A 22,028-nucleotide genomic window follows, 5' to 3' on the forward strand; every position below is an offset into this window, starting at 1 on the left:
GCCGCGCATGGCGCAACAGGGGCTCGGTCAGGAAAACTTCTCAGGGGAGAGTTGTAAATTTAACCTGGTCTTCGGCCCGCGTCAATTTGCCGGCGGTTTCCCATAACCGGAGACCGCGATGATGAATTCGTGTTGCTACACCGAGATGCCGCCTCTTGGCTGGCTGTTGCCACGACATGTGGGTTGGCTAGGTGCCTGTGGCGTGTCGATGGACGCGATAATCCGGCCGGAGCCAATCCGCCTCGCCCATGGCTACAGGGCGGCTGACGGTCGATTCGATCACGATCCTGGTGGCCCGGCTTGGCTAGTATTTCCTGAGACCGAGGATTGCGTCTTCTGGGAACCGCTAACGGGCGCGTTGTCGACATGGGCCGGCAGGAGTTTCGCGCTCGGCGAGGCCGCTGTCGGCAATGCGGCGACGTTTTCGTTCGGCAATGCGCTCCACCTCTACGCAAGCCCGCTCGATTGGCTGCGGGCCGGCCGCGACGGCTGCGTCGTGCTGAATTGGCGGTTGGCGTTCGACAAGCTTCGGCACTGCCCGCGCGTCGCAATCGCCGAAAGCCTCGTGCCGGTGTACGACCGTTTCATGCAGCCCCCACGCATGCCGGAGGTGTTCGTATTGCGTCGGCGGACGGAGGCGGCAGCATGAGCGGCACGGCTCCGGCGTTTGAGACAATTCGCAAGGATGAGTTCCAGCGAGAACAGCAGCGCAAGCGGGCGAAATTCGCGATCACCCCGCTGTCTGAGATCGTCATCGACGACGTCGAGTCGGAGTTTCTGGTCGAGGATATAATGCCGTTGCGAGGGCTGGCGACGATCTTTGGCCCGCCCGGATCGGCAAAGACTTTTTTGGCGCTGGACCTTGCTCTATGCGTCGCTGCCGGCCTGCCATTCTTCGGCAAGCCGGTGAGCCAGGGCGGTGTCCTGTACATTGCCGCCGAGGCCGGTGCCGGGCTGAAAAAGCGGGTGATAGCCGCCCGTGCCGAAAAAGCGATGCCCGATAGCGCGCCGTTCGCAATGATCGCGCTAGCGCCCAATCTCGGTCCAAAGAAGAGCGAAGCCGCCGCGCTGATCGCCGACATCAGAGGGCAATGGCCCTACGCCCCGCCGGTCCGGTTGATCATCGTCGACACCTTGGCGCGCACTTTGCGGGGCGACGAAAATTCCTCAGTCGACATGGCAGCTTTTGTCGATAATGCCGCCACCATCGGTGCCGCCTTCAATTGCCTTGTGCTGGTTGTTCACCATTCCGGGAAGGACGCCGAGCGCGGGATGCGGGGATCATCGAACCTGAACGGCGCGACTGACTGCGAATGGCAGATATCAAGCAAGGATGCCATCCGCACCGTCATGTTGCACAAGATGAAAGATGGCGAGGACAGACTGGAATGGTCGTTCCGCCTCGAACAGCGGCAGGTTTCGGGCATTTCCGGCAAACGCTCCCGGTCCACCTGCGTAGTTGTTCCCGAAACCTTACCGAAACCCGCCCAGCCGAAACCAACACGACCCCACCCGGGCGGTCTCAGGAAGCTGGTTCTAGAGTCCGTTTATGATGCGCTCGGCACCTACGGCGAGATCATGCCGGTCTACCCGGACCTGCCGCGCGGCAAGGGCGTGAACCGCAAATATGTCAAGGAAAACGCTGCGTTGCGGGGTGTAGGCAACGCTGAAAACCCAAAAAGCCAGAGTTCCTTGATCAACAAGGAACTCGGCCATCTGAATGCCGACGGCTGGATCAGGCAATGGGGGGATTGGATATGGCTGCCGGATTGAGCGAAACCCGCGAAACCTCACAGAAACCTTCTCTGAAGGACCGGCTCGAACGCACTGGCCGCAGCACCTATCCCCCGAAACCTGGGAGGGTGAAAACCACCCCCCCTACGGGGGTGGTTTCCCCCGTTTCGGGAGGTGCGGAGGCGTTTGCGGCAGTTTCGAGGTTCAAAGAATGGAAGGAAAGCGGCGATGAATTCTGACCGGCGCATGACTGGCGAACCCGCCTCAATTGAGATCACGCGAGCCATGGAAATGACGAATGCTCCGCTTCCGGTCGCCTATGAACGAGCCACGCAGGCCATCGCGGAGTGTGATCGCATCGACGAGTGCAAGTCCTGGTCCGACAAGGCCGCCGCGCTCGCCTCCTATGCCCGGCAGGCAGACGACAAGACGCTGGAAAATTACGCCATGCGGATTCGCTCGCGGGCGATCCAGCGGGCGGGTGAGCTGCTGAAGGAATTTGATGCTCGACCGGGCAATGCTGCAAAACAAAGTGGGGATGCACCTACTTTGATTTCCCGGCGCGAAGCCGGCGAAGCCGCCGGGATGTCGAAAGACCAACAAGTCACAGCCGTCCGCGTCGCCAATGTCCCCGCCGAGGAATTCGAGCGGCAAGTCGAAAGCGATGCGCCGCCGACAATCACGCAACTGGCGGAGCAAGGCAAGAAGGCCGCGCCGCAGCAACCGCCCAAGCCGCCCGGCTTCGCCGATGCCACCAAACTGATCGGTGAGCTCGAAAGGTTGTCCGCATTCCTGGCGGACAAAACGCCCGGATTCATCCTCGGCGCGATGAAGCAATTCGAGATCGTCGATGCCCGCGCGAACGCCACGACCGTAAGCGGATGGCTTCAAAAATTCATCGATCAATCACGAGAGCATGACCATGCCTTGCAGGGAGAGGCAGCAGTGGGACTGCCGAAGGCTGTTCTATGAAAGACGAGGCCATCATCGCGCAACAGATCGTCAGGATTGAGAGAGCCGTTAACCGCATCGAGGCGAAGCTCGACCGGGTGCTTGCGACACGTGATCGTCAGACGCAGAGCACCGACCAGCGCGATCCGGTCGCAGCGTTGCGGGCCGTCTGCCACGAACGCGCCGTCGTCCTAACCGGCGACGGCCGGATCGGAGAGTATGACGCCGCCATGCTTCTCGGGAGGTCGCCCACTACCCTCAGAAATTGGCGATTTGGTGAGCGCCCTATACCACACAGCAAGCTCGGCGGCAGGATCATGTACCGCCTCGAAGACCTCGCTGCTTTCCTGAACGGCGGACAGAACGACGACTGACCACCCGAAACCGCCCGAAACGGACTTACCGCAGATGCAGTCGAGCGCGATACTCGCAGTGAAGATCAGCAGGAGTTTTGCCACTATGTCCGCCGTTTCGCTCGCGCCGAGGGGTTCAACGTTCGTCAGATGTGCAATGGCGCTAGCTCTCGCCAAAGGTGATATGGTTCACGCGGCCGAGATTGCAGCCGGGCGATGGGGTCTTATGTCGCCCGCCGCGCGCGTCGCGAAAGCGGCTGTTGAGGCTGGCCAGCTGGGTGGCGGCTCCGGCACCTGGGGAAGCGAACTCGCAGCTGATCTCGCGACCGCCACCGTCGAATTCTTCCAACTCGTGGCCGAGCGTTCTATCGTCGGGCGGATGGCCGGCCTGCGGCGAATGCCGTTATTGACGAGATCGATCTCAGTCGTTGGCGGCAGCACCGCGCATTGGGTCGGTGAAGGCAAGCCCAAGCCGGTTAGCGCCTTAGTGTTCGGCGACGCGCTGCTGCCGTCTCGCAAGATCATCGCGCTCTGTGTCTGCACGCGAGAGCTGCTCGAAAGCAGCGATCCGGCGGCCGAAGGCGTGATCAAAACCGATCTCGTCCGCGCCGTGGCGGATGCGCTCGACAGCGCCTTTATCGATCCGAGCAATGCTGGCATCGCCGACGTCGTGCCTGCGTCGATCACTAACAGCGTAACGCAGTCCGCTGATTTGGAGGCGCTGGTCTCGGACTTCGCCGGAGACCTATCCGCCGCCGTGTTTGTGATGAACCCGGCGACAGCGGTTTCCCTGTCGAGCGCCGACCGCCCGAATATTGGAGCGAGGGGCGGCGAACTTTCCGGCGTCCCGGTCATTACGTCCCGCAACGTAGCCGAAGGCAATATCGTGTTGGCCGATCCGACCGGCATTGCCCTCGGTGAAGGCTCTGCCGATCTGCGCGTGACCACTGAGGCGACGGTTGAAATGCTGGACAATGGCCTGACGCAGGACGCCACCGAGGGCACCGGAACGTCTCTCGTCTCGCTCTGGCAGACCAACGCGGCGGGGCTCCTCGCCGAGCGGGCCATAAACTGGGCCGTCGCCCGCCCCGGCAGCGTCGGTTACATCGCCGGCGGTAGTTGATCGGAGGACATGCAGATGACCGGTTTCGACGGCAAGGCATTCGGCGCGGAAATCGTCGGCGTCGTCAAAGACTACTTGGAGCGGAACTTGTCTCCGGTAATCGCCCGGCTCGACGCGCTGGAGGCCCGCATGGTGCTTCTGGAAGCTCAGGCCGGCACGACAAAGAACAAGCCCGTCGTCCGTGTTAAGGCACGATCGGAGCCGGCAACATGATGACGGTTCATGACGTCCAGCAGGTCGATGCGGTGCTCTGCGAGGACGGCCGGAATGTCGGCTTTTACGCTTGGAGAGCCGACGATGAATCGATCTTCTGGTCGATCTCGCTGGGGCCGATGATAGTCAACGAGGACGCCTTCGAGGACCTTCTGTTGGAATGGCGCGAGTTGGGCTGGCAGATGCTCATGCAGCAGGCGTGAGACGGGGGGTGACCCAAAGTCAAAATGGCCGCCGTCATAAGACCCGCGCGCACCCTCATCCGTAGATTTTTTTGTCGCATCAGAAAAACGGCAAAAGGGGTTTTTCCCGCCTATCATGGTAAACCAGAAACGCGCCCCCGGACGACCTCCCCACATCCCCAGTGAAACTGACCGTCGTCTCGTTGAGCAGCTGGCTTCAAATGGAGTGCGACAGTCGGAAATCTGCTACGTCCTCGGCATCAGCGAGAAGACGCTGCGACGGGCCTACGGAGCGGAGTTACGCCGAGGCGCATCGAAGTTCGAATGCGCGCTCGTGCTGCGGCTCTATGCGCTTGCCGCCGGCCGGGGCGACATCGCTCTCCGGGCGGCAATCTTCATACTGAAAGCGCGTTTCGGATGGTCGCCGTACCTGCCTCCGTCTCGGTAGGGCCAACTGCGCCTCAGAGCACGCCCAAAGTCGGGCTCTCCACACGCGGCTCAAGATTTTCAAGCGACAACTGCTGTTTGATCAGCCTGTCATTGCGGAAGGTGCGGGTGTACCTGATCAGGGCCTTTACGGGCTTGAGAAGCAATTGCTCTTTGAACTGCTGATCGTTGACGTATTTGGACGTCAAACCATCTGCCACCGCCCCCTTTATCGTCCCGCCGTTCTCCGGAAGTTGAAGTTCAAATTCATGTGAGTCCGGTAGGATTCCGAGAAGGACACCCTCAACAAAGGAATCTTCTTCGGTAACTTCCACATCGCTAAATCGGCTGGACAAGCGGCTAATGTCCTCGAGGCCGAGGGCGACGCGATTTTCGTCGCCTACGATCTTGGTGGTGGCACCTGCGTCGTGAAGGACCTTTGTGAATTTCTGGAGTGCGCCGACAAGTCGTGGGGAGGTGGCCTCGAGCGCAGCGACGAACTCCTCATTCGAAGAGCCGCTGAGATTTGATATGAGCTGCGTCGCCTGTTCAACCGCATTTTTAAGCGGCGTGTTGAACATGTCGGTTTGCGGGGCTGTCGATTCTTCCAGGATAAATCCCATCGAGCCGCGTACGATGTCTCGTATGTATAGCTTAGACTTTTGCTCCCCCTTCACCTTGCCTTTCGCCGCTACAGCTTCATCATTTTGGCTCGCCATAGCCGCAGAGACGATCCGCTGATATGCGGCGAGAGCTTCAGTAGAAAAGTCCAGTCTGATCTCGCCCTGTCCGATTACGGGGAGCCCATCAAAAATCAACGCAACGCTCGCATGCTTTGCAGGCGACGCCTTAATTTGCTCGATCCGCTCGTTGATTTCCGACAGTCGCTGGTCCCACATCATTTTGGTGGTGCCCCACCGATCCTTCGGCGCTTTTTCACGCTGACGCTCGACGAACTTTCGATCGTTCTCAAGGGATTCGAGTGACAATAGATTCGGCATCACAACCCCTCCAGCAGTTCGAGTGCAGCGGCATCGTCAGCCGCATTTACATCTAACGCGACAAATCCCTTCCAGTGCAGAGTTTCCCTCTGGTGGGAAAAGAGCCCATACCAATACATTATATCGCCCATCGCATCGAAAATGGGTACTTGGTCATCGACGATGATTGCGAAGGTATCCAGGGAGAATCGACCTTTGTTTAGCGCCCTGTTGATGATTTCATTCATCCAGTACGCAGCTCCATGATTCTCCCAAAGCGTGAAATCGGCAAGATATTTCTCAGGTACCCTAACCAGGCTGAATACGTCGATATCGCCAGGTTCGCGGTTTCCGATCAGCTCAACGTTTTCCACGAAACTCCCGTCTATAAACTGGACGCCCGTGTCGTAACCGTCTTGGGCAAGTAACTGCCGGTAAGTGATAAGGTTGCGTATCAGAGCCCGACGATGAGGAGTCGTGCCGAAGCGGTGGACTAATTCGACCGTCGTTGCGAAATAGGGCGACCGCTCCGGTCCGGCGGGGTTCTGCATATCAACCGGTGGAATTAGCCCGCGGGCGTCGAAGTCAGGAATTGGCACGGCAGGCAGCCTCAAGTGTATTAGCAGCTTTAAGCAATCATGCGGCGAAAACAGTTAACCAATGGTTTGGGTAAGAACTCCGGCCATCCTTCAAGCGGGGTTGCCGTCACCCTAGTACCGATTTCTTTCACACTCGATTCTGTTGCCGCGAAAATTGAATTTGTACGTAATCGCCATTGCAGAATGGAGCCGAAAGTGCATTCTTAAGTAGAAATTAACGGGAGAGAATTGGATGAGAAATTTATTGCTTGCAGTTACACTTGGCGTGATGGTTGGAAACTTGGGAGTTGCACAAGCGGAGCCACACGCCTGTCCAAATGGATTTCTTGATCTGCAGACGCAATCATCGTCTAGCACAATGGGGAACAACGAGGCGAAAGTACCATTTGAAGCCAAATATTTCGATATTCCGAGCGGCTACCGGGTCGTCAGCGATATCGCCCAAGGTCCATATGATACAAACGGTGGTTCCGCCGACCCCGTGGTGCGGGGACAATGGCCGGAGGGGATCGCAGTTTTCGGAGATGGAGAAAAAGACGATAATGGCTGCAAGGGTTGGTCCTATACGACGCCTGTCTTCACGTCTCCCAGCCAGCTACAAATCAAATTATATTGCCACTCGGGATCTAATTTCCTTTGTCAGCGCGGAGTCAATACCTGCAACGTAACGGTCAGAGTTTGCGCGAAGGTAACGCGGTAGCGCGCACGGTGGCAGGTCCGCCCTTCTATCCCAAGCCCGGACGGTCCTCGCCCATCCAAGGCCCGTGGCAGAATCCGTGCCTGCCGGCGTAAAGCCGCTCGAAGTCGCCGGAACTGATCAGAGAGCGGTCAGTTCTGGCCCTGGGGCGTTCGCTGGAAGCCTAGGAGGACCCACCGGATCGCGACACCGATGCACAACAGAATGATGGGAGGAAAGATCATCCACTGGATCATGCTGATGGTGTTTTCCTGGCGCGCTCTCCCCATCCTAGCGCTCTGTATGGCTCTGGCGCGGTCCATGTAGCCCTCGATCACCTTAATGTGCTGGTCATGCGGAATCGTGGCGGGAAGGAAGTGATAAGTGATGAAGTTTGGTGTTTCATCTATCGTGATCTCATATTTCACCAACTCGCCTTCACCCTTGCGCCGATCTGCTTCGCCGAAGTCATTGGAATACTCCTCCATAAGCTTCGGTGGTTTGGAGGTATCCAGATCGTACAAATAACCAGCCGCTCTCAGGTAAGGTCTCTCGATTGAGCTATAGCTAAACAACCCGACCGTGATCACCCACAGAATAGAAATCAGCATCCATGTTCGGAAGAAACCTCGCGACCAATTCACGTCCCAGCCCCCAGTGATATGGTCCTGATCTAAGACCGACTATTTACAGAAGCGCAAGGCCGGTAAGGCCGGCCCTAGACGACCATCTCCCCTCACTGCTGCTTTCCCCCCGGCCTTTATCCACGAAGCGCGCCGACGGCCCCGTGAAAGGCAAAGCGGAACATCAGCGCCGGGTGGACAGGTTCCAGAATTCGCAGAGCAGATCGAGGTATTCGCGGAGGTCGCGGGCGGCCTTCAGCTTGGCTCTCTTGCTGGCACCTGGGCCGACGATCTCGCCGAGGGAATAGCCTTCGCCGCATATCCCGGAGACCAGCCAGTAACCTTTCTCGCCCAGCAGAGGTCGGATACGGCGAAGCTCCTCGGCCGCGTGCATCTGGCGGTGACCGATCGGGTCCGCACGACCGCCGCCGTCCACCGGCTCCCGGCCGTAATCGATAGCCCGTGTGCTCCGGCACATCGCTTCCCATAAGGCGCGGAACCTCGTCGCTGCGGCGAGCTGAGCGGCATCAATCCGGCCCCGCGATGCCAACATCGTGATAGCGCTTTCCTTGATGTTGATGATCGCCGGAATGGTTCGGGGGTTGCCCGCATCGCCGTCATGCGCCGGGGTGTAGTACGGATTCGCGGCCGTCACCGCCCGCAAAGAGCGATGCGGATCGGAGGACGGCGTTCTTTTCGATGGCGCGGGCATGCCGGCAGGATGCCACAGAGGCGGGGAAAACGGAAAGCCGATTTTCCCCCAGGTTTTCCCCCTAAGCAGCGCGGGAAGCGAAACGTTCCGCTCTGAAACGATATCTCGTTAATTTTGTTGAGGTTTTTGGTGCCGCTTACGTGACTCGAACACGTGACCCCATCATTACGAATGATGTGCTCTACCGACTGAGCTAAAGCGGCATTTGGCGGCCGAAGTGTGCGGCCTGCGATTTGCATGGCGCTGATACAGGCATTGTCCGAAGATTTCAAGCACCCTGTCATGCCTTTGGCAAAAAAGAGGGAAGGGTGTGGAAGACCCTCAGAGCGCGAGCCGCGTGCGGGCGGCCTTGTATTCGGCCTCCAGCCGGTCGACGACATTGGCCACCGGCTCCACCGCCTTGACGGCGCCGATGCCCTGGCCGCTGCCCCATATGTCCTTCCAGGCCTTGGCGCCGCCGGTGGCCTGCTCGAAATCCATCTTCGAGGGGTCGGCGACGGGCAGGTTGTCGGGGTCCATGCCGGCGGCGATGATCGAGGGCTTGAGATAGTTGCCGTGCACGCCGGTGAAATAGTTGGAGTAGACGATGTCGCTGGCGGCACCGTCGACGATCGCCTGCTTGTAGGCGGGCGCGGCGCGCGCCTCTTGCGTTGCGATGAAGGGTGAGCCGATATAGGCCATGTCGGCGCCCATCGCTTGCGCCGCCAGAATGGCGCCGCCGGTCGCGATCGCGCCGGCAAGCAGCAGCGGCCCTTCGAACCATTCGCGGATTTCCTGGACGAGCGCGAAGGGCGACAGCGTGCCGGCATGGCCGCCGGCGCCCGAGGCCACCGCAATCAGCCCGTCCGCGCCCTTGCGGATCGCCGAATGGGCGTGGCGGTTATTGATAATGTCGTGCAGCACGATGCCGCCATAGGAATGCACGGCGGCGTTGACTTCGGGCACCGCACCGAGGGAAGAGATGACGATCGGCACCTTGTATTTGACGCAGAGCGAAAGATCATGCTCCAGCCGCTTGTTCGACATGTGGACGATCTGGTTGACGGCAAAGGGTGCGGCCTGACTTTCCGGATGGGCGGCGTCGTGGCGGGCGAGTTCCTCGGTGATCTCGGCCAGCCATTCGTCGAGCTGGCTTTCCGGTCGGGCGTTCAGCGCCGGAAAGGCGCCGACCACGCCCGCCTTGCATTGCGCCAGGGTCAGCGCCGGATGCGAGATGATGAAGAGCGGCGAGCCGATCACCGGCAGTCTGAGTTTGTCCTTGAGGATCGGGGGCAGGGCCATAGTTCACCGCTCGCATTGACGTTTACGAAAACGTCAATCTCATAACAGAGAAGAAAAGCCGATAAAAGAGCAGCCGCCATGCCTTCGTCGATTTCAACCCGATATATCGGCTGCGCATGAAGAAAAGGGCAAGGCCCGGAAGCCGTGAAAGCTGGCGATTATCGCCGCCGATCAACGGCTAACGGGGCTGCAAGGCTTGCGGTTTGCCGCGCTTGCCGCTACCGAATTTTGATAGAGAACGGCAGGGACGGCAGTTCGATGCCGGGTTCGAAGTGAAGGACTTGACGTGAGCGGATTAGAAACGGCCATCAGAACAGCGCTCGAAAATGCCGATCGCGACAATCCGGAGGTTCGAGCGAGGATCTACCAATCGGCCCGCCAGGCGCTGGAAGCCGGCCTGCGCAAGCAGGATATCACCGATGCCGAGGCCGTCGCCCATCACCGCCATCGTCTGGAAACCACCATCCACGCCATCGAAAGCGAGGAGCGAGACCGTCTTCACCCTCGCCAGAGACCGCCGGAAGTGCCGGTGCCGCCTGTTGTCGATATGCCGCCGCCGCCGGCTCACCGAGGGGATGTGGCCGATATCGACAGCCTGATCGACAGCCCGGTGGCGGCCGGCGAAATCCGTGCTCCCGAAGTGATCATGCACCGCAGCGACGAGTCGAGGCTCGACGATGTGCATGCGAGCACTGCCGATCATCTCTCCGCCGCCCCGGTTGGCGACGAGCGGCTGCAGCGCGGCCAGCGCGCCGCCAACATGGATTTCCGTCCGGAGCGGGCGGCCGGCCGCCGCAAGCCGCGCAAGTTCTTTTCGAGGCTTCTCGTCTGGTGCGTGCTGCTCGCCTTCATCGGCATCGGCGCCTGGTGGGCCTATACGTCGGGCCTGCTCCTGACGGCGGTCGAGCGCGACACCAGCGTCGCCAATCCGCCGGCCAGCACCCAGCCGGAGGATTTCACCGGCAACGACGACAGTGCCGGCAATGCCGCCACCCATACCGATCAGCCGGTGACCATCGATCCGCAGAACAGCTTTTCGTCCGATTGGATCCCGGTGTTCAAGCCCGATGAAGCCGACAAGATCACAAGCGGCCCGCGGGCCCGCACCGAAAACATCACCGAGAATGACGGCCCCGCCGTGCGCCTGATTTCGCAAAGCGGTGCGGCTGACGGCAATATTTCGGTCAGTGTTCCCGCCTCTGTGCTGCAGCAGCTTGCCGGCAAATCCTCGACCATCGCGCTGACGCTGCAATCGACCACCGACGAGCCGACGCAGGTGACAGTCGAATGCAACTTCCAGTCGCTGGGCAATTGCGCTCGCCATCGCTTCAGCGTCACGCGCGAGAAGTCGGATGCGTTGCTGCAGGTGAAGTTCGACCGCTCGCTCGCCCCGAATTCGCCGGGCACCCTTGTGATCAACAGCGATCTCGACGGCAAGGCGCGCGGCATCAACCTCTTCGCCATCCGCATCCTGCCGGGGCAGTGACGCGGCAGGCGATCTATTTCAGGAAGCCGGGGCCCGAGCCGATGATCTCCTTATCGATGGCGCCGAGCGCCGCCTCGTCCTTGCCGTCATAATCCATCCTGTTGAGCATGTGACGGATGAGCTGCAGCCTTGCACGCCGCTTGTCGTTGGCGCGAATGACGGTCCATGGCGCGAAATCCGTATGGGTTTCCTTCAGCATGCGGTCGCGCTTTTCGCTGTAATCGCCCCATTTCGCCAGCGCCGCGATGTCCATCGACGACAGCTTCCAGACTTTCAGCGGATCGTGCCTGCGATCGTGGAAACGCTTGAGCTGCATCTCGCGGCCGATATCGAGATAGAATTTGAAGAAGAAGATCCCCTCATGGGCAATGATCTTTTCGAGCTGCGGCGCCTGTTTGAGGAAGCCTTCATATTGCTGCGGCGTGCAGAAACCCATGACCGGCTCGACGCCGGCGCGGTTGTACCAGGAGCGGTCGAACAGCACGAATTCGCCTGCGGTCGGGAACTGTGCGACATAACGCTGGAAATACCATTGCCCCTGCTCGCGCTCGGTCGGCTTGGCGAGCGCGACGACGCGGGCAAGGCGCGGGTTCATATGTGCGGAGGAGGCCGAGATCGCGCCGCCCTTGCCTGCCGCGTCGCGCCCCTCGAACAGCGCCATCACCCGCTTGCCGGTCGCCTGCAGCCAGAACTGCACCTTGACGAGTTCGACCTGCAGTTTTGTGAGCTGCTCCAGATAATCCTCCTCGTTGAGTTTCTTCTTGTAGGGAAATTCGCCGGATTCCAGCGCGTGGTCGTCCACCCAGTCCGGCAGGACCGGATCGTCGACGTCGAAGATGCGCTTCTTGCCGCGGATATCGAGCTCCACGGACCTGCTTTCGACAGCCTCGCCCATATGCTCCTCCTGCGCTGGTGGTCCTCTGGCCGCAGGCGAACATATTTGCCGTTGAAAATCAAATCTTTCGCTTTTGGCCGGTGATTTTTCTTGAAGCTTGCGCTGCAGTCTTTCGCTTGAGCGGCGCCAGCCGAAAACTTCTGTCATGAATTGCCGCTATCAGGCAGAGTTCAATATAAAGAAAAACGAATCGACGCCGCGAGGCCCAGTTGCAAGACGAAACCCCCTGGAGAAAAAGCCTGCTGGCGCGCATCCGGCGTGAACGGCCGGTACTGCTTGCGGCCATCCTCAGCGCGCTAGCCGCCCTTGCCGCCGGGATGAACAAGTGGGTCGTGCTCGTTCTCCTGCTCGTCATGATCTTGACCGCGCTGTTCAATGAGGCGCCGGTCCTCAAGGCGGAACCCGTCGAGCCGGTGGAGGCGGGGCCGGAAACGCCGCCGAGCCGCCTGCCTGAGATTTCCGCCACGCTCGCCGGCCTCGATATTCCCGTCATGGTGCTGTCGGACGACGCTTCGGTGCTGTTCCAGAACCGCGCCGCCGAAAAGGCCTTCGGCGAGGTGGCGCTCGGCGCCCACATATCGGCCCGGCTGCGCTCGCCCGGCGTGCTCGATATGGTGCGCGAAACCATCGCCACCAATGCGCCGAACCAGATCGAGCATGCCGAGCGGCTGCCGTCCGAGCGCGTCTATATCGTCCGCAGCGCGCCTGTCGAATTCCGGGCCGACGGAGAGCCGGAGCGGTTTTTCATCCTGTCCTTCCGCGATATATCGGAGGTCCGCCGCATCGACCGCATGCGCTCGGATTTCGTCGCCAATGCCAGCCATGAGCTGCGCACGCCGCTTGCCTCGCTGCGCGGCTTCATCGAGACCATCCAGGGGCCGGCGAGGAACGATCAGAAGGCGCAGGCACAGTTCCTGGGCATCATGCTTGATCAGGCCACCCGCATGAGCCGGCTGGTCGACGACCTCTTGTCGCTCTCCCGCCTGGAGCTGAAATCGCACATCGCGCCGGATGAAAAGGTCGATCTGGTGCCGCTGCTCGGCCATGTCCGCGACTCGCTGGTGCCGCTGGCCAGAGATGTCGGCGTCGACATCAACCTGCATCTGCCCGATGGCAAGGTCGAGGTGCTGGGAGACCGCGACGAGCTTGTCCAGGTTTTCGAGAACCTGATGGAGAATGCCTGCAAATACGGCCAGGAAGGCAAGATCGTCGATGTCTGGCTGAAGAACGGCGCCGGCGGGCCGGTGGAGGTCAGCATCGTTGACAAGGGGCCGGGCATTCCGGCCGAGCACGTGCCGCGTCTGACGGAACGCTTCTATCGCGTCAGCATCGAGGACAGCCGCTCGAAAAAAGGCACCGGCCTCGGCCTCGCCATCGTCAAACACATCCTGACCCGCCACCGCGCCCGGCTGATAGTCAAGTCCGAAGTCGGCAAGGGGACCGATTTTACGGTGCGCTTCTGATATTTGTTGTCCCTTCCGGACGAGGATCGAACGGTTGCGGCATGTCCCTTCTCCCCTCGGGGAGAAGGTGGCCCGAAGGGTCGGATGAGGGGGCCACACCGACATCCTTTTTAAGTAATTCACCTATTCAACACGCCGATGGTCGAGACGATGTTGGCGCAGTCTAAACTCGCATGAGGCTCATTGGAAGGATCTGCGTCACTGGCCCCCTCATCCGCCCTACGGGCACCTTCTTGGATGAGCAAAATGTAGGATACTGATGCCTGCCGGGCGGGTGGCCGCCCGCCCGGCAGCTGGTTGTCGGATCGTCACCTTCTTAGCCGTTAGGGGCTGTGGGGAGCAGGATCGCAACCGGCTCTTCATCTGGCCCGTGTGGTTGCAGGAACCTTGGGGTTCGTATCCAAGACAGGGACGACGAAGATGACCGATAATAGCATGATTTGTGCCGGAATCGATGTCGGCAAAAGCCATCTCGACATTGCCCTCCATCCCGGCCGCGCAAGGCTGAGGGTCACTTATGACGCTGCTGGCCTGAAGGCGCTTGACGCCTTTCTTCAAGAGCATGACGTCAGCCGCATCGGCTTCGAAGCCTCCGGCGGCTATGAATGGCGGTTGCTGGCGCATCTGCGGGCCGGCAAGCGGCCGGCGGCGCGTCTGCAGCCGGCGCAATTGCGCTTCTTTGCCAAGAGCCGGCTCAAGCGAGCCAAGAACGATCGCCTCGATGCCGTGCTGATTGCGCTCTTCACGGCAAGTCTCGAGCAGTTGCCGGCGCTGCCGGATGCACGCCTCGACAAACTGGCGGCCGAACTGACCTATCTGGAACAGATCGAGCAGCAGATCGCCCTGATCAAAACCTTTGCCGAGACCGCCTTGTCGGAGGCGATCAAGCGCCGTCATGCGCGCGAGGTCGCCCGCCTCGAAACCTGCCGAAAGGCCCATCTGCTGCGGCTCGAAAAGATGGTTCGCGACGATTGTGACCTTTCGCAACGGCTCGATCTGCTGACCTCTATTAAGGGCATCGGGCTGCGCAGCGCCCTGTGCCTGATCATTCGGCTGCCCGAGCTCGGCCATGCCAGCCGCGCCGAGATCGCCGCCCTTGCCGGCGTCGCACCCTATGACGATGATAGCGGAAAATATCATGGCAGACGCCGCATCCAGGGTGGTCGCGAACGCCTGCGAAAGAGCCTGTTCATGTGCGCGTTTACGGCAACCCGGCACAATCCGGATCTCGCCTCTTTCTACGCCCGCTTGCGTCAGAACGGAAAGGATCACCTGTGCGCCGTCATAGCCGTCGCACGCAAACTCATCGTTCTCGCCAACACAATCCTCTCTCGAAAGACCGAATGGACGCCACAATACCAGCAAAAATGAAACATGGTTGCTCCCCGCTGGGGAGAAGAGGGAGTCGAGAGGTCGCGGCGCACCCCTTTCGCCTTTGTTGCGGGCATCCAGCAACCAACGGGCTATCTGTGAAGGTTTTACAACGTTAAGTCGCTCTGCGGTCCGAGCTTTTCCATCCGCCGACGTAATCAGTCGGATCCTGTATAATTTATCATTTAAAGACAACAACTTAACCTGTCACAAATGTTTCACCGATTTGACATAAAAGGACGGTGCTTACAGCGCTAAGAGAGTCCCGCCGATGAAAAATGGCACTGCGGGGGCCTCTTTAGGCCGCACTCACACAAGCCCAATGCGGGAGATTTTAATGAACACCTTCAAGCTCACCGTTGCCGCGCTCGCTGCAACTGCTGCTTTCGCTGGCGCAGCCGTCGCCCGCGACCAGATCCAGATCGCTGGTTCGTCCACCGTCCTGCCTTACGCCAAGATCGTTGCCGAGTCCTTCGGCGAGACCTTCACCAACTTCAAGACGCCGGTCGTCGAATCCGGCGGCACGGGCGCTGGTCTGAAGGAATTCTGCAAGGGCGTTGGTGAAGACACCATCGACATCGCAAACGCTTCGCGTCCGATCAACAAGAACGAAGCCGAAGCCTGCAAGGCTGCCGGCGTGACCGACATCCAGGAAGTCAAGATCGGTTATGACGGCATCGTCTTCGCAACCGACTCGTCCAACCCCGATGTCGCTTACGTTCCGGCCGACATCTACAAGGCTCTTGCAGCCCAGGTCGTCGTCGACGGCAAGCTCGTCGCCAACCCCTACAAGAAGTGGTCGGAAGTCAACCCGAAGCTCCCGGCTGTTGATATCGCTGCCTACATTCCGGGCGAAAAGCACGGCACCCGCGAAGTCTTCGAACAGAACGTTCTCGCCGCCGGCTGCAAGGCTTCCGGCGCCCTCGACGTCATCGCCAAGGAAATCTCCGACAAGGCTGCCCAGGGCAAGGCTTGCGTCGCAGTCCGCAAGGACGGCGCTGCCGTCGACATCGACGGCGACTATCCGGAAACCCTGGCTCGCATCGCCGCCAACAAGACCGGCGTCGGCGTATTCGGCCTTTCCTTCTATGAAAACAACGCCGACAAGCTGAAGGTCGCCAGCGTGAACGGTATCGTTCCGTCCACCGAAACGATCGCCAACGGCACCTATCCGGTTTCCCGCCCGCTGTTCTTCTACGTCAAGAAGGCACATCTCGGCGCCGTTCCGGGCCTGAAGGAATATGTCAACTTCTTCGTATCCGACCAGATGATCGGCCCCGACGGCCCGCTGGCTGAATACGGCCTCGTTGCCGCTCCGGATGCCGAGCGCGATGCGATCCGCAAGGACGTCGAAGCCGGTAAGGCTATGTAATGACTTTGCCGGCGCGGTGCTTCAAACACCGCGCCGGCATCGTTTATGTCCCTGCGTGCCGGTCTTTCCGCTGCAGGGTTGAATTCCTTCTCCATGATTGGAAGCCGAAGGCAGGCTGTTGAAGCCGCCGCGCTTTTTTGGGGGCCACAGGCCTGGGGACGTAACGAATGAGCACATCCGTCATACTTCTGTGCCTTGTGGTGATCGGCGCCGCCGCCTATCTGGTCGCGCGCAGCCGTGCCACGGCCCTTGCCGGAGGCAGGTCCTCCGCACTGCATTCCCGGCCGGCCTATTACGGCGCCTATGCCGCGATCTGGGCCGTTCTTCCGGCCCTCATCGTTCTCTGCGTCTGGCTCTCGGTCAGCCCCGGTATCATTCAGTCCTCGGTGCGCGGCACTTTCCCCGCCGACGTCAAGGCCCAGGCCGCAGTCGAGCAGGATCTGAGCTATTCGATGGTGGCGACGATCGCGCGCGGCCTGACGATGCTGACTTCCGACGAAGCCGCCGCGGTCGCAAACGATCCGGCCGCCCTGCAGGCCAAACTCAGTGAGAAGGGTGTGCCGCTCGCCGGCCAGCCGCAGCCTTACATGGTCGAGGCCGCCAAGAAACTCAACGCCATGCGCCTGACGAGCCGCATGGCCATGACCGCGGTCGTCTTCATTCTGGCCGTTGCCGGCGCCTTCTACGCGCTGCGTGCCATTGCGCCCCGCTTCCGCGCCCGCAATCGCGTCGAGCGCGTCATGCTCTGGGGCTTGCTGCTCGCCTCCTCGATCGCCATCCTGACGACCGTCGGCATCGTGCTGTCGATGCTGTCGGAAGCCACGCGCTTCTTTGCCGTCGTTCCCGCCGGCGAGTTCTTCTTCGGCACGGTCTGGGATCCGCGCTTTGCCGGCGCCGGCAGCTCCTCCTTCGGCCAGTTCGGCCTGATCCCGCTGTTGCTTGGCACGCTCTACATCGGCTTGGTCGCCATGCTGGTCGCAGTGCCGGTTGGGCTCTTTGCCGCCATCTACATGGCCGAGTACGCCTCGCCGAAGCTGCGCGGGGTCGCCAAGCCGCTTCTCGAAGTGCTGGCCGGCATTCCGACGATCGTCTACGGCTTCTTCGCCCTCGTCACCGTCGGTCCGTTCCTGCGCGATTTCTCGGCGCAGATCAGCGGCCTGCTCTCCGGCAACTATTCGAACTTCATCCAGGCGCAGAGTGTTCTGACGGCCGGCATCGTCATGGGCATCATGCTGATCCCCTACGTCTCCTCGCTGTCGGACGACATCATCACCGCCGTGCCGCGGGCCCTGCGTGACGGTTCGCTCGGTCTCGGCGCCACACGCTCCGAAACCATCAAGAAGGTGGTGCTGCCGGCAGCCCTTCCCGGCATCGTCGGCGCGCTGCTGATGACCGCCTCGCGCGCCATCGGCGAAACCATGATCGTCGTGCTGGCCGCCGGTGTCGCCGCCCGCATTCAGATCAACCCCTTCGAGCCGATGACGACGGTGACCGTCAAGATTGTCAACCAGCTGACGGGCGACCTCGAGTTCACCTCGCCGCAGACGCTGGTTGCCTTTGCCCTCGGCATCACCCTGTTCTGCATCACGCTTTGCCTCAATATCTACGCGCTCTACATCGTGCGCAAATACCGGGAGCAGTACGAATGACGGATATTGTTTCTCCCACCCAAGGTGTTACCGTTTCCAAGGCGCCCGCCCGCCGCGATATCGGCATCAAGCGCCGCTACGCCGCCGAGCGCCGCTTCCAGGCCTATGGCATCGCCGCTATCACCTTCGGTCTCGTCTTCCTCTTCATTCTGCTGTGGACGGTGATCGGCAAGGGCTACACCGCTTTCCAGCAGACGGCGATCACCCTGCCGATCGAATTCTCCGAGAAGACGATCGACCCCAGCAACAAGCGTGCGACCGACCCTTCGGTGCTGATCACCGCCAATTACCCGGTTCTGCTGCGCGACGCGATCGTCAAACAGCTGAATATCAATGCCTCAAGCAAGCCTAACGTGCGCGATGCATCCGCCATGCTTTCCAAGAGTGCGCCGATCCAGCTGCGCGACATGGTCGTCGCCGATCCCTCGCTGATCGGCAAGACGGTCAATGTCTCGCTGCTCGCCGACGCCAATATCGACAGCGCCAACAAGGGCCAGATCGATCTCACCGTCGATGAGAAGAACCGCAAGGTCAACGATAAGCAGGTGACCTGGATGAACCAGCTGAAGGCGAGCGGCGCTCTCCAGAAGCAGTTCAATACCGGCTTGTTCGTCAACGGCAACTCCAGCCGTCCGGAGGCTGCCGGCCTCGGCGTCGCCCTGATCGGCTCGCTCTACCTGATGCTGATCGTGCTGGCGCTGTCGCTGCCGATCGGGGTTGCCGCCTCGATCTATCTCGAGGAGTTCGCGCCGAAGAACAGGCTGACGGACCTGATCGAGGTCAACATCAACAACCTCGCCGCCGTCCCGTCGATCGTCTACGGTCTGCTCGGCCTTTCCGTCTTCATCAACTTCATCGGCCTGCCGCGCTCGGCCTCGTTGGTCGGCGGCCTGGTGCTGACGCTGATGACCCTGCCGACGATCATCATCGCCACCCGCGCCGCACTGCGCGCCGTGCCACCGTCGATCCGCGCCGCAGCCCTCGGCCTCGGCGCCTCGAAGATGCAGATGGTGTTCCACCATGTCCTGCCGCTCGCCATGCCCGGCATCCTCACCGGCACGATCATCGGGCTGGCGCATGCGCTCGGCGAAACCGCGCCGCTGCTCCTGATCGGCATGGTCGCCTTCGTCGCCAATGCGCCGACGACGCCGCTCGATCCCTCGACGGCCCTGCCGGTCCAGGTCTATATGTGGGCGAACGAGGCCGAACGTGCCTTCGTGGAACGTACTTCGGGTGCCATCATCGTCCTGCTCCTGTTCCTGATCGTCATGAACATGGGCGCCATCCTCTTGCGTCGTCGCTTCGAGCGCCGCTGGTAAACGGAGTAGATATCATGAACATGCTGACGGAAGCTGCAGTTGAAAAGGCGCTGGATCAGAAGATGAGCAACGTCCCGTATAAAATGATCGGACAGGATGTCTCCGTATACTACGGCGAGAAGCGTGCGCTTTTCGACGTGAACCTGAACATCCGCGAAAACACCGTAACCGCCCTGATCGGCCCCTCGGGCTGCGGCAAGTCGACTTTCCTGCGAAGCCTCAACCGCATGAACGACACGATCGAGGGGTGCCGCGTCACCGGCAAGATCACGCTCGACAGCGACGACATCTATGATCCGGATATCGACGTCGTCGAACTTCGCGCTCGCGTCGGCATGGTTTTCCAGAAGCCGAACCCGTTCCCGAAGTCGATCTACGAAAACGTCTCCTACGGACCGCGCATCCATGGCCTCGCCAAGTCGAAGGCCGATCTCGACCAGATCGTCGAGACCAGCCTGCAGCGCGCCGGCCTCTGGAACGAGGTCAAGGACCGCGTGCACGAGTCCGGCACCGGCCTCTCCGGCGGTCAGCAGCAGCGCCTGTGCATCGCCCGCGCCGTTGCCGTCAGCCCTGAGGTCATCCTGATGGACGAACCCTGCTCGGCGCTCGACCCGATCGCCACCGCCAAGGTCGAGGAACTGATCCACGAGCTGCGCGAGAACTACACGATCGTCATCGTCACCCACTCCATGCAGCAGGCCGCGCGTGTCTCGCAGCGCACCGCCATGTTCCACCTCGGCAACCTCGTCGAGGAGAACGACACCGACAAGATGTTCACCAACCCGGACGATCCGCGCACCCAGGACTACATCATGGGTCGCTTCGGCTGATTGCGGCAATCCGAAGCCTTCCCGTTATTCGAGGACAAAGCCCCATGGCATCGACACATATTTATTCTGCCTATGATGATGATCTGAAGTTCCTCTCCAGGCGGATTTCCGAAATGGGCGGCCTGGCCGAGCAGATGGTCGCCGAATCCGTCCGGGCGCTGGTCAACGGCGATACGGCGCTGGCGCAGAAGGTCATCTCCGACGATGTGATCCTCGATCACACCGAGCGCGAGATCGGCGACAAGGCGATCGTCACCATCGCCCGCCGCCAGCCGATGGCCGCCGACCTGCGCGAAATCATGGGTTCGATCCGCATCGCCGCCGACCTCGAACGCGTCGGCGACCTCGGCAAGAACACCGCCAAGCGCGTCATCGCCGTGCAGAGCACCGGCGTTCCGCGCAAGCTCGCCCGCGGTCTCGAGCACCTGTCCGAGCTGGCGCTCGTCCAGCTCAAGGAAGTGCTCGACGTCTATACGACGCGCGCCGCCGACAAGGCGACCGCCATCCGCGAGCGCGACAACGAGATCGATGCGATGTACACCTCGCTGTTCCGCGAGCTCTTGACCTACATGATGGAAGATCCGCGCAACATCACGAGCTGCACGCATCTGCTCTTCTGCGCCAAGAACATCGAGCGCATCGGCGACCATGCCACCAACATCGCCGAGACGATCTACTACATGGCGACGGGCGCCCAGCCGGAAGGCGATCGTCCGAAGGATGACAGCGCCAACACCGTCGGCGCCGCGACGGAATAATCGTTCCGAACGAGCCGCCCGAGCCCGCCGCCCGGACCAGTCACTTGCGTGCGCGCCCGTTCGGGGCGCGCAAAGAGGTCGCAGCCAATTTCTGAATTTGCGCAGGACGCCTGGTTAAATCGTCCCGGTTTAAGGCTTGTGCGCGAGGAGACGGACACGCATGATCCCGAGAGTCGCAGTTGTTGAAGACGAGGAAGCGCTCAGCGTGCTCCTTCGCTATAATCTCGAAGCGGAAGGCTTTGAAGTCGATACCATCCTGCGCGGCGACGAGGCCGAAATCAGGCTTCAGGAGCGCACGCCCGATCTCCTCATCCTCGACTGGATGTTGCCCGGCGTCTCCGGCATCGAACTCTGCCGGCGCCTGCGCATGCGGCCGGAAACCGAGCGGCTGCCGATCATCATGCTGACGGCGCGCGGCGAGGAGAGCGAGCGGGTGCGCGGACTGTCCACCGGCGCCGACGATTATGTCGTCAAGCCCTTCTCGACCCCCGAACTCGTCGCCCGCGTCAAGGCGATGCTGCGTCGGGCCCGTCCCGAGGTGCTGTCCTCGGTGTTGAAATGCGGCGATATCGAACTCGACCGCGAAACCCATCGCGTTCATCGCAAGAGCCGCGAAGTCCGCCTCGGCCCGACCGAATTCCGCCTGTTGGAATTCCTGATGTCGTCGCCGGGCCGCGTCTTCTCGCGCTCGCAGCTGCTCGACGGCGTCTGGGGCCACGACATCTATGTCGATGAACGCACCGTCGACGTCCATGTCGGCCGCCTGCGCAAGGCGCTGAATTTCTCCAACATGCAGGACGTCATCCGCACCGTCCGCGGCGCCGGCTATTCGATGGAGGCCTGAGGCTGAGGGAGTGTGTGGTCGGCGTTCCCGCCGGTGCAGCCTTTCCCAGGCCCTTCATTGCACCGGCGCGGCGTATGAGCGGGCACCACCTCACCTCTGTCATCCAGGCACCACCTCTCCTCTCCGTCATCCCAGGGCTTGACCCTGGGATCCATGCGGCTGGCGCTGCGGGAGGAGCGATGGCATTC

The 22,028-nt window shown here is 61.1% G+C and carries 23 protein-coding genes and 1 tRNA gene; 17 read left to right on the forward strand and 7 right to left on the reverse strand.

The genetic code is table 11. The features are described from left to right. Window positions 1-208: 208 nt before the first annotated feature. The 7 genes from AMK02_RS02585 to AMK02_RS02615 all read left to right on the forward strand — a co-directional run bounded on the left by AMK02_RS02585 (window position 209) and on the right by AMK02_RS02615 (window position 4,577). Window positions 209-649 (forward strand): hypothetical protein, encoded by a 441-nt coding sequence (locus AMK02_RS02585; RefSeq protein ID WP_237358325.1) that lies wholly within the window; start codon window positions 209-211, stop codon window positions 647-649. Then, a complete protein-coding gene (locus AMK02_RS02590; RefSeq protein ID WP_064800540.1) occupies window positions 646-1,773 on the forward strand; it encodes an AAA family ATPase in 1,128 nt (375 codons plus the stop codon). The genes AMK02_RS02585 and AMK02_RS02590 overlap by 4 nt, the downstream gene beginning before the upstream one ends. Before the next feature lie 189 nt (window positions 1,774-1,962). Further along, window positions 1,963-2,706: a hypothetical protein gene (locus tag AMK02_RS02595; protein ID WP_064800541.1), complete on the forward strand. Its 744-nt coding sequence runs from the start codon at window positions 1,963-1,965 to the stop codon at window positions 2,704-2,706. Further along, a complete protein-coding gene (locus tag AMK02_RS31985) occupies window positions 2,703-3,059 on the forward strand; it encodes a helix-turn-helix domain-containing protein (protein ID WP_064800542.1) in 357 nt (118 codons plus the stop codon). The genes AMK02_RS02595 and AMK02_RS31985 overlap by 4 nt, the downstream gene beginning before the upstream one ends. Window positions 3,060-3,195: 136 nt before the next feature. After that, on the forward strand, window positions 3,196-4,161 hold the full coding sequence (locus tag AMK02_RS02605) for a phage major capsid protein (RefSeq protein ID WP_237358326.1): 966 nt from the start codon (window positions 3,196-3,198) through the stop codon (window positions 4,159-4,161). Window positions 4,162-4,176: 15 nt separating this feature from the next. Next, window positions 4,177-4,374, forward strand: coding sequence for a hypothetical protein (locus AMK02_RS02610; RefSeq protein ID WP_064805875.1), 198 nt, complete (start codon window positions 4,177-4,179; stop codon window positions 4,372-4,374). Then, window positions 4,371-4,577 (forward strand): hypothetical protein, encoded by a 207-nt coding sequence (locus tag AMK02_RS02615; protein WP_064800544.1) that lies wholly within the window; start codon window positions 4,371-4,373, stop codon window positions 4,575-4,577. The genes AMK02_RS02610 and AMK02_RS02615 overlap by 4 nt, the downstream gene beginning before the upstream one ends. Before the next feature lie 440 nt (window positions 4,578-5,017). Here AMK02_RS02615 and AMK02_RS02625 read toward each other — a convergent pair whose 3' ends face one another. Beyond that, window positions 5,018-5,983, reverse strand: coding sequence for a hypothetical protein (locus AMK02_RS02625; RefSeq protein WP_064800546.1), 966 nt, complete (start codon window positions 5,981-5,983; stop codon window positions 5,018-5,020). Further along, window positions 5,983-6,561, reverse strand: a complete 579-nt coding sequence (locus AMK02_RS02630; RefSeq protein ID WP_237358327.1) for a DUF6932 family protein — start codon at window positions 6,559-6,561, stop codon at window positions 5,983-5,985. Before AMK02_RS02630 ends, AMK02_RS02625 begins: the two co-directional genes overlap by 1 nt. A 232-nt stretch (window positions 6,562-6,793) precedes the next feature. Between AMK02_RS02630 and AMK02_RS31000 the strand changes: the two genes are divergently transcribed. Next, window positions 6,794-7,261 (forward strand): hypothetical protein, encoded by a 468-nt coding sequence (locus tag AMK02_RS31000; RefSeq protein WP_145924207.1) that lies wholly within the window; start codon window positions 6,794-6,796, stop codon window positions 7,259-7,261. Window positions 7,262-7,389: 128 nt separating this feature from the next. On the opposite strand, the gene AMK02_RS02635 is transcribed toward AMK02_RS31000, so the two are convergent. The 4 genes from AMK02_RS02635 to AMK02_RS02650 form a co-directional block, all read right to left on the reverse strand. Further along, complete coding sequence (locus AMK02_RS02635) at window positions 7,390-7,848, reverse strand: hypothetical protein (RefSeq protein ID WP_064800548.1); 459 nt, start codon at window positions 7,846-7,848, stop codon at window positions 7,390-7,392. 196 nt (window positions 7,849-8,044) lie between these two features. Beyond that, window positions 8,045-8,572: a hypothetical protein gene (locus tag AMK02_RS02640; RefSeq protein ID WP_064800549.1), complete on the reverse strand. Its 528-nt coding sequence runs from the start codon at window positions 8,570-8,572 to the stop codon at window positions 8,045-8,047. A gap of 127 nt (window positions 8,573-8,699) precedes the next feature. After that, window positions 8,700-8,775: transfer RNA gene (locus AMK02_RS02645), tRNA-Thr, on the reverse strand. A 118-nt stretch (window positions 8,776-8,893) separates the two neighbouring features. After that, a complete protein-coding gene (locus tag AMK02_RS02650) occupies window positions 8,894-9,853 on the reverse strand; it encodes an NAD(P)H-dependent flavin oxidoreductase (protein WP_064800550.1) in 960 nt (319 codons plus the stop codon). Between the two features lie 286 nt (window positions 9,854-10,139). Here AMK02_RS02650 and AMK02_RS02655 point away from each other — a divergent pair, with 286 nt between their 5' ends. Beyond that, on the forward strand, window positions 10,140-11,339 hold the full coding sequence (locus AMK02_RS02655) for a hypothetical protein (RefSeq protein WP_064800551.1): 1,200 nt from the start codon (window positions 10,140-10,142) through the stop codon (window positions 11,337-11,339). A 13-nt stretch (window positions 11,340-11,352) separates the two neighbouring features. Here the strand turns inward: AMK02_RS02655 and ppk2 are convergent, their stop codons facing one another. Continuing rightward, window positions 11,353-12,234, reverse strand: coding sequence for a polyphosphate kinase 2 (ppk2, locus tag AMK02_RS02660; RefSeq protein ID WP_064800552.1), 882 nt, complete (start codon window positions 12,232-12,234; stop codon window positions 11,353-11,355). A gap of 242 nt (window positions 12,235-12,476) precedes the next feature. Between ppk2 and phoR the strand changes: the two genes are divergently transcribed. The 8 genes from phoR to phoB all read left to right on the forward strand — a co-directional run bounded on the left by phoR (window position 12,477) and on the right by phoB (window position 21,840). Next, window positions 12,477-13,697, forward strand: coding sequence for a phosphate regulon sensor histidine kinase PhoR (gene phoR, locus AMK02_RS02665; RefSeq protein ID WP_064805877.1), 1,221 nt, complete (start codon window positions 12,477-12,479; stop codon window positions 13,695-13,697). A 420-nt stretch (window positions 13,698-14,117) separates the two neighbouring features. Next, window positions 14,118-15,068, forward strand: a complete 951-nt coding sequence (locus AMK02_RS02670; RefSeq protein WP_064800413.1) for an IS110 family transposase — start codon at window positions 14,118-14,120, stop codon at window positions 15,066-15,068. A gap of 337 nt (window positions 15,069-15,405) precedes the next feature. Next, the gene (locus AMK02_RS02675) at window positions 15,406-16,440 is read left to right on the forward strand and encodes a substrate-binding domain-containing protein (protein WP_064800553.1); all 1,035 of its coding nucleotides are present in this window, start codon (window positions 15,406-15,408) and stop codon (window positions 16,438-16,440) included. A 167-nt stretch (window positions 16,441-16,607) separates the two neighbouring features. Further along, window positions 16,608-18,089, forward strand: a complete 1,482-nt coding sequence (gene pstC, locus AMK02_RS02680; protein WP_064800554.1) for a phosphate ABC transporter permease subunit PstC — start codon at window positions 16,608-16,610, stop codon at window positions 18,087-18,089. Then, window positions 18,086-19,408 (forward strand): phosphate ABC transporter permease PstA, encoded by a 1,323-nt coding sequence (gene pstA / locus AMK02_RS02685; RefSeq protein WP_064800555.1) that lies wholly within the window; start codon window positions 18,086-18,088, stop codon window positions 19,406-19,408. Before pstC ends, pstA begins: the two co-directional genes overlap by 4 nt. Window positions 19,409-19,422: 14 nt before the next feature. Beyond that, window positions 19,423-20,238, forward strand: coding sequence for a phosphate ABC transporter ATP-binding protein PstB (gene pstB / locus AMK02_RS02690; protein ID WP_064800556.1), 816 nt, complete (start codon window positions 19,423-19,425; stop codon window positions 20,236-20,238). 44 nt (window positions 20,239-20,282) lie between these two features. Next, the gene (gene phoU / locus AMK02_RS02695) at window positions 20,283-20,996 is read left to right on the forward strand and encodes a phosphate signaling complex protein PhoU (protein ID WP_004672769.1); all 714 of its coding nucleotides are present in this window, start codon (window positions 20,283-20,285) and stop codon (window positions 20,994-20,996) included. Window positions 20,997-21,156: 160 nt separating this feature from the next. Continuing rightward, window positions 21,157-21,840 carry a phosphate regulon transcriptional regulator PhoB gene (gene phoB / locus AMK02_RS02700; RefSeq protein WP_004672768.1) on the forward strand — a complete coding sequence of 228 codons (684 nt, stop codon included), beginning with the start codon at window positions 21,157-21,159 and terminating at the stop codon, window positions 21,838-21,840. Window positions 21,841-22,028 lie beyond the last annotated feature (188 nt).

Origin of the sequence: Rhizobium sp. N731 (assembly GCF_001664145.1) — a bacterium.
GTDB classification, from domain to species: domain Bacteria; phylum Pseudomonadota; class Alphaproteobacteria; order Rhizobiales; family Rhizobiaceae; genus Rhizobium; species Rhizobium esperanzae.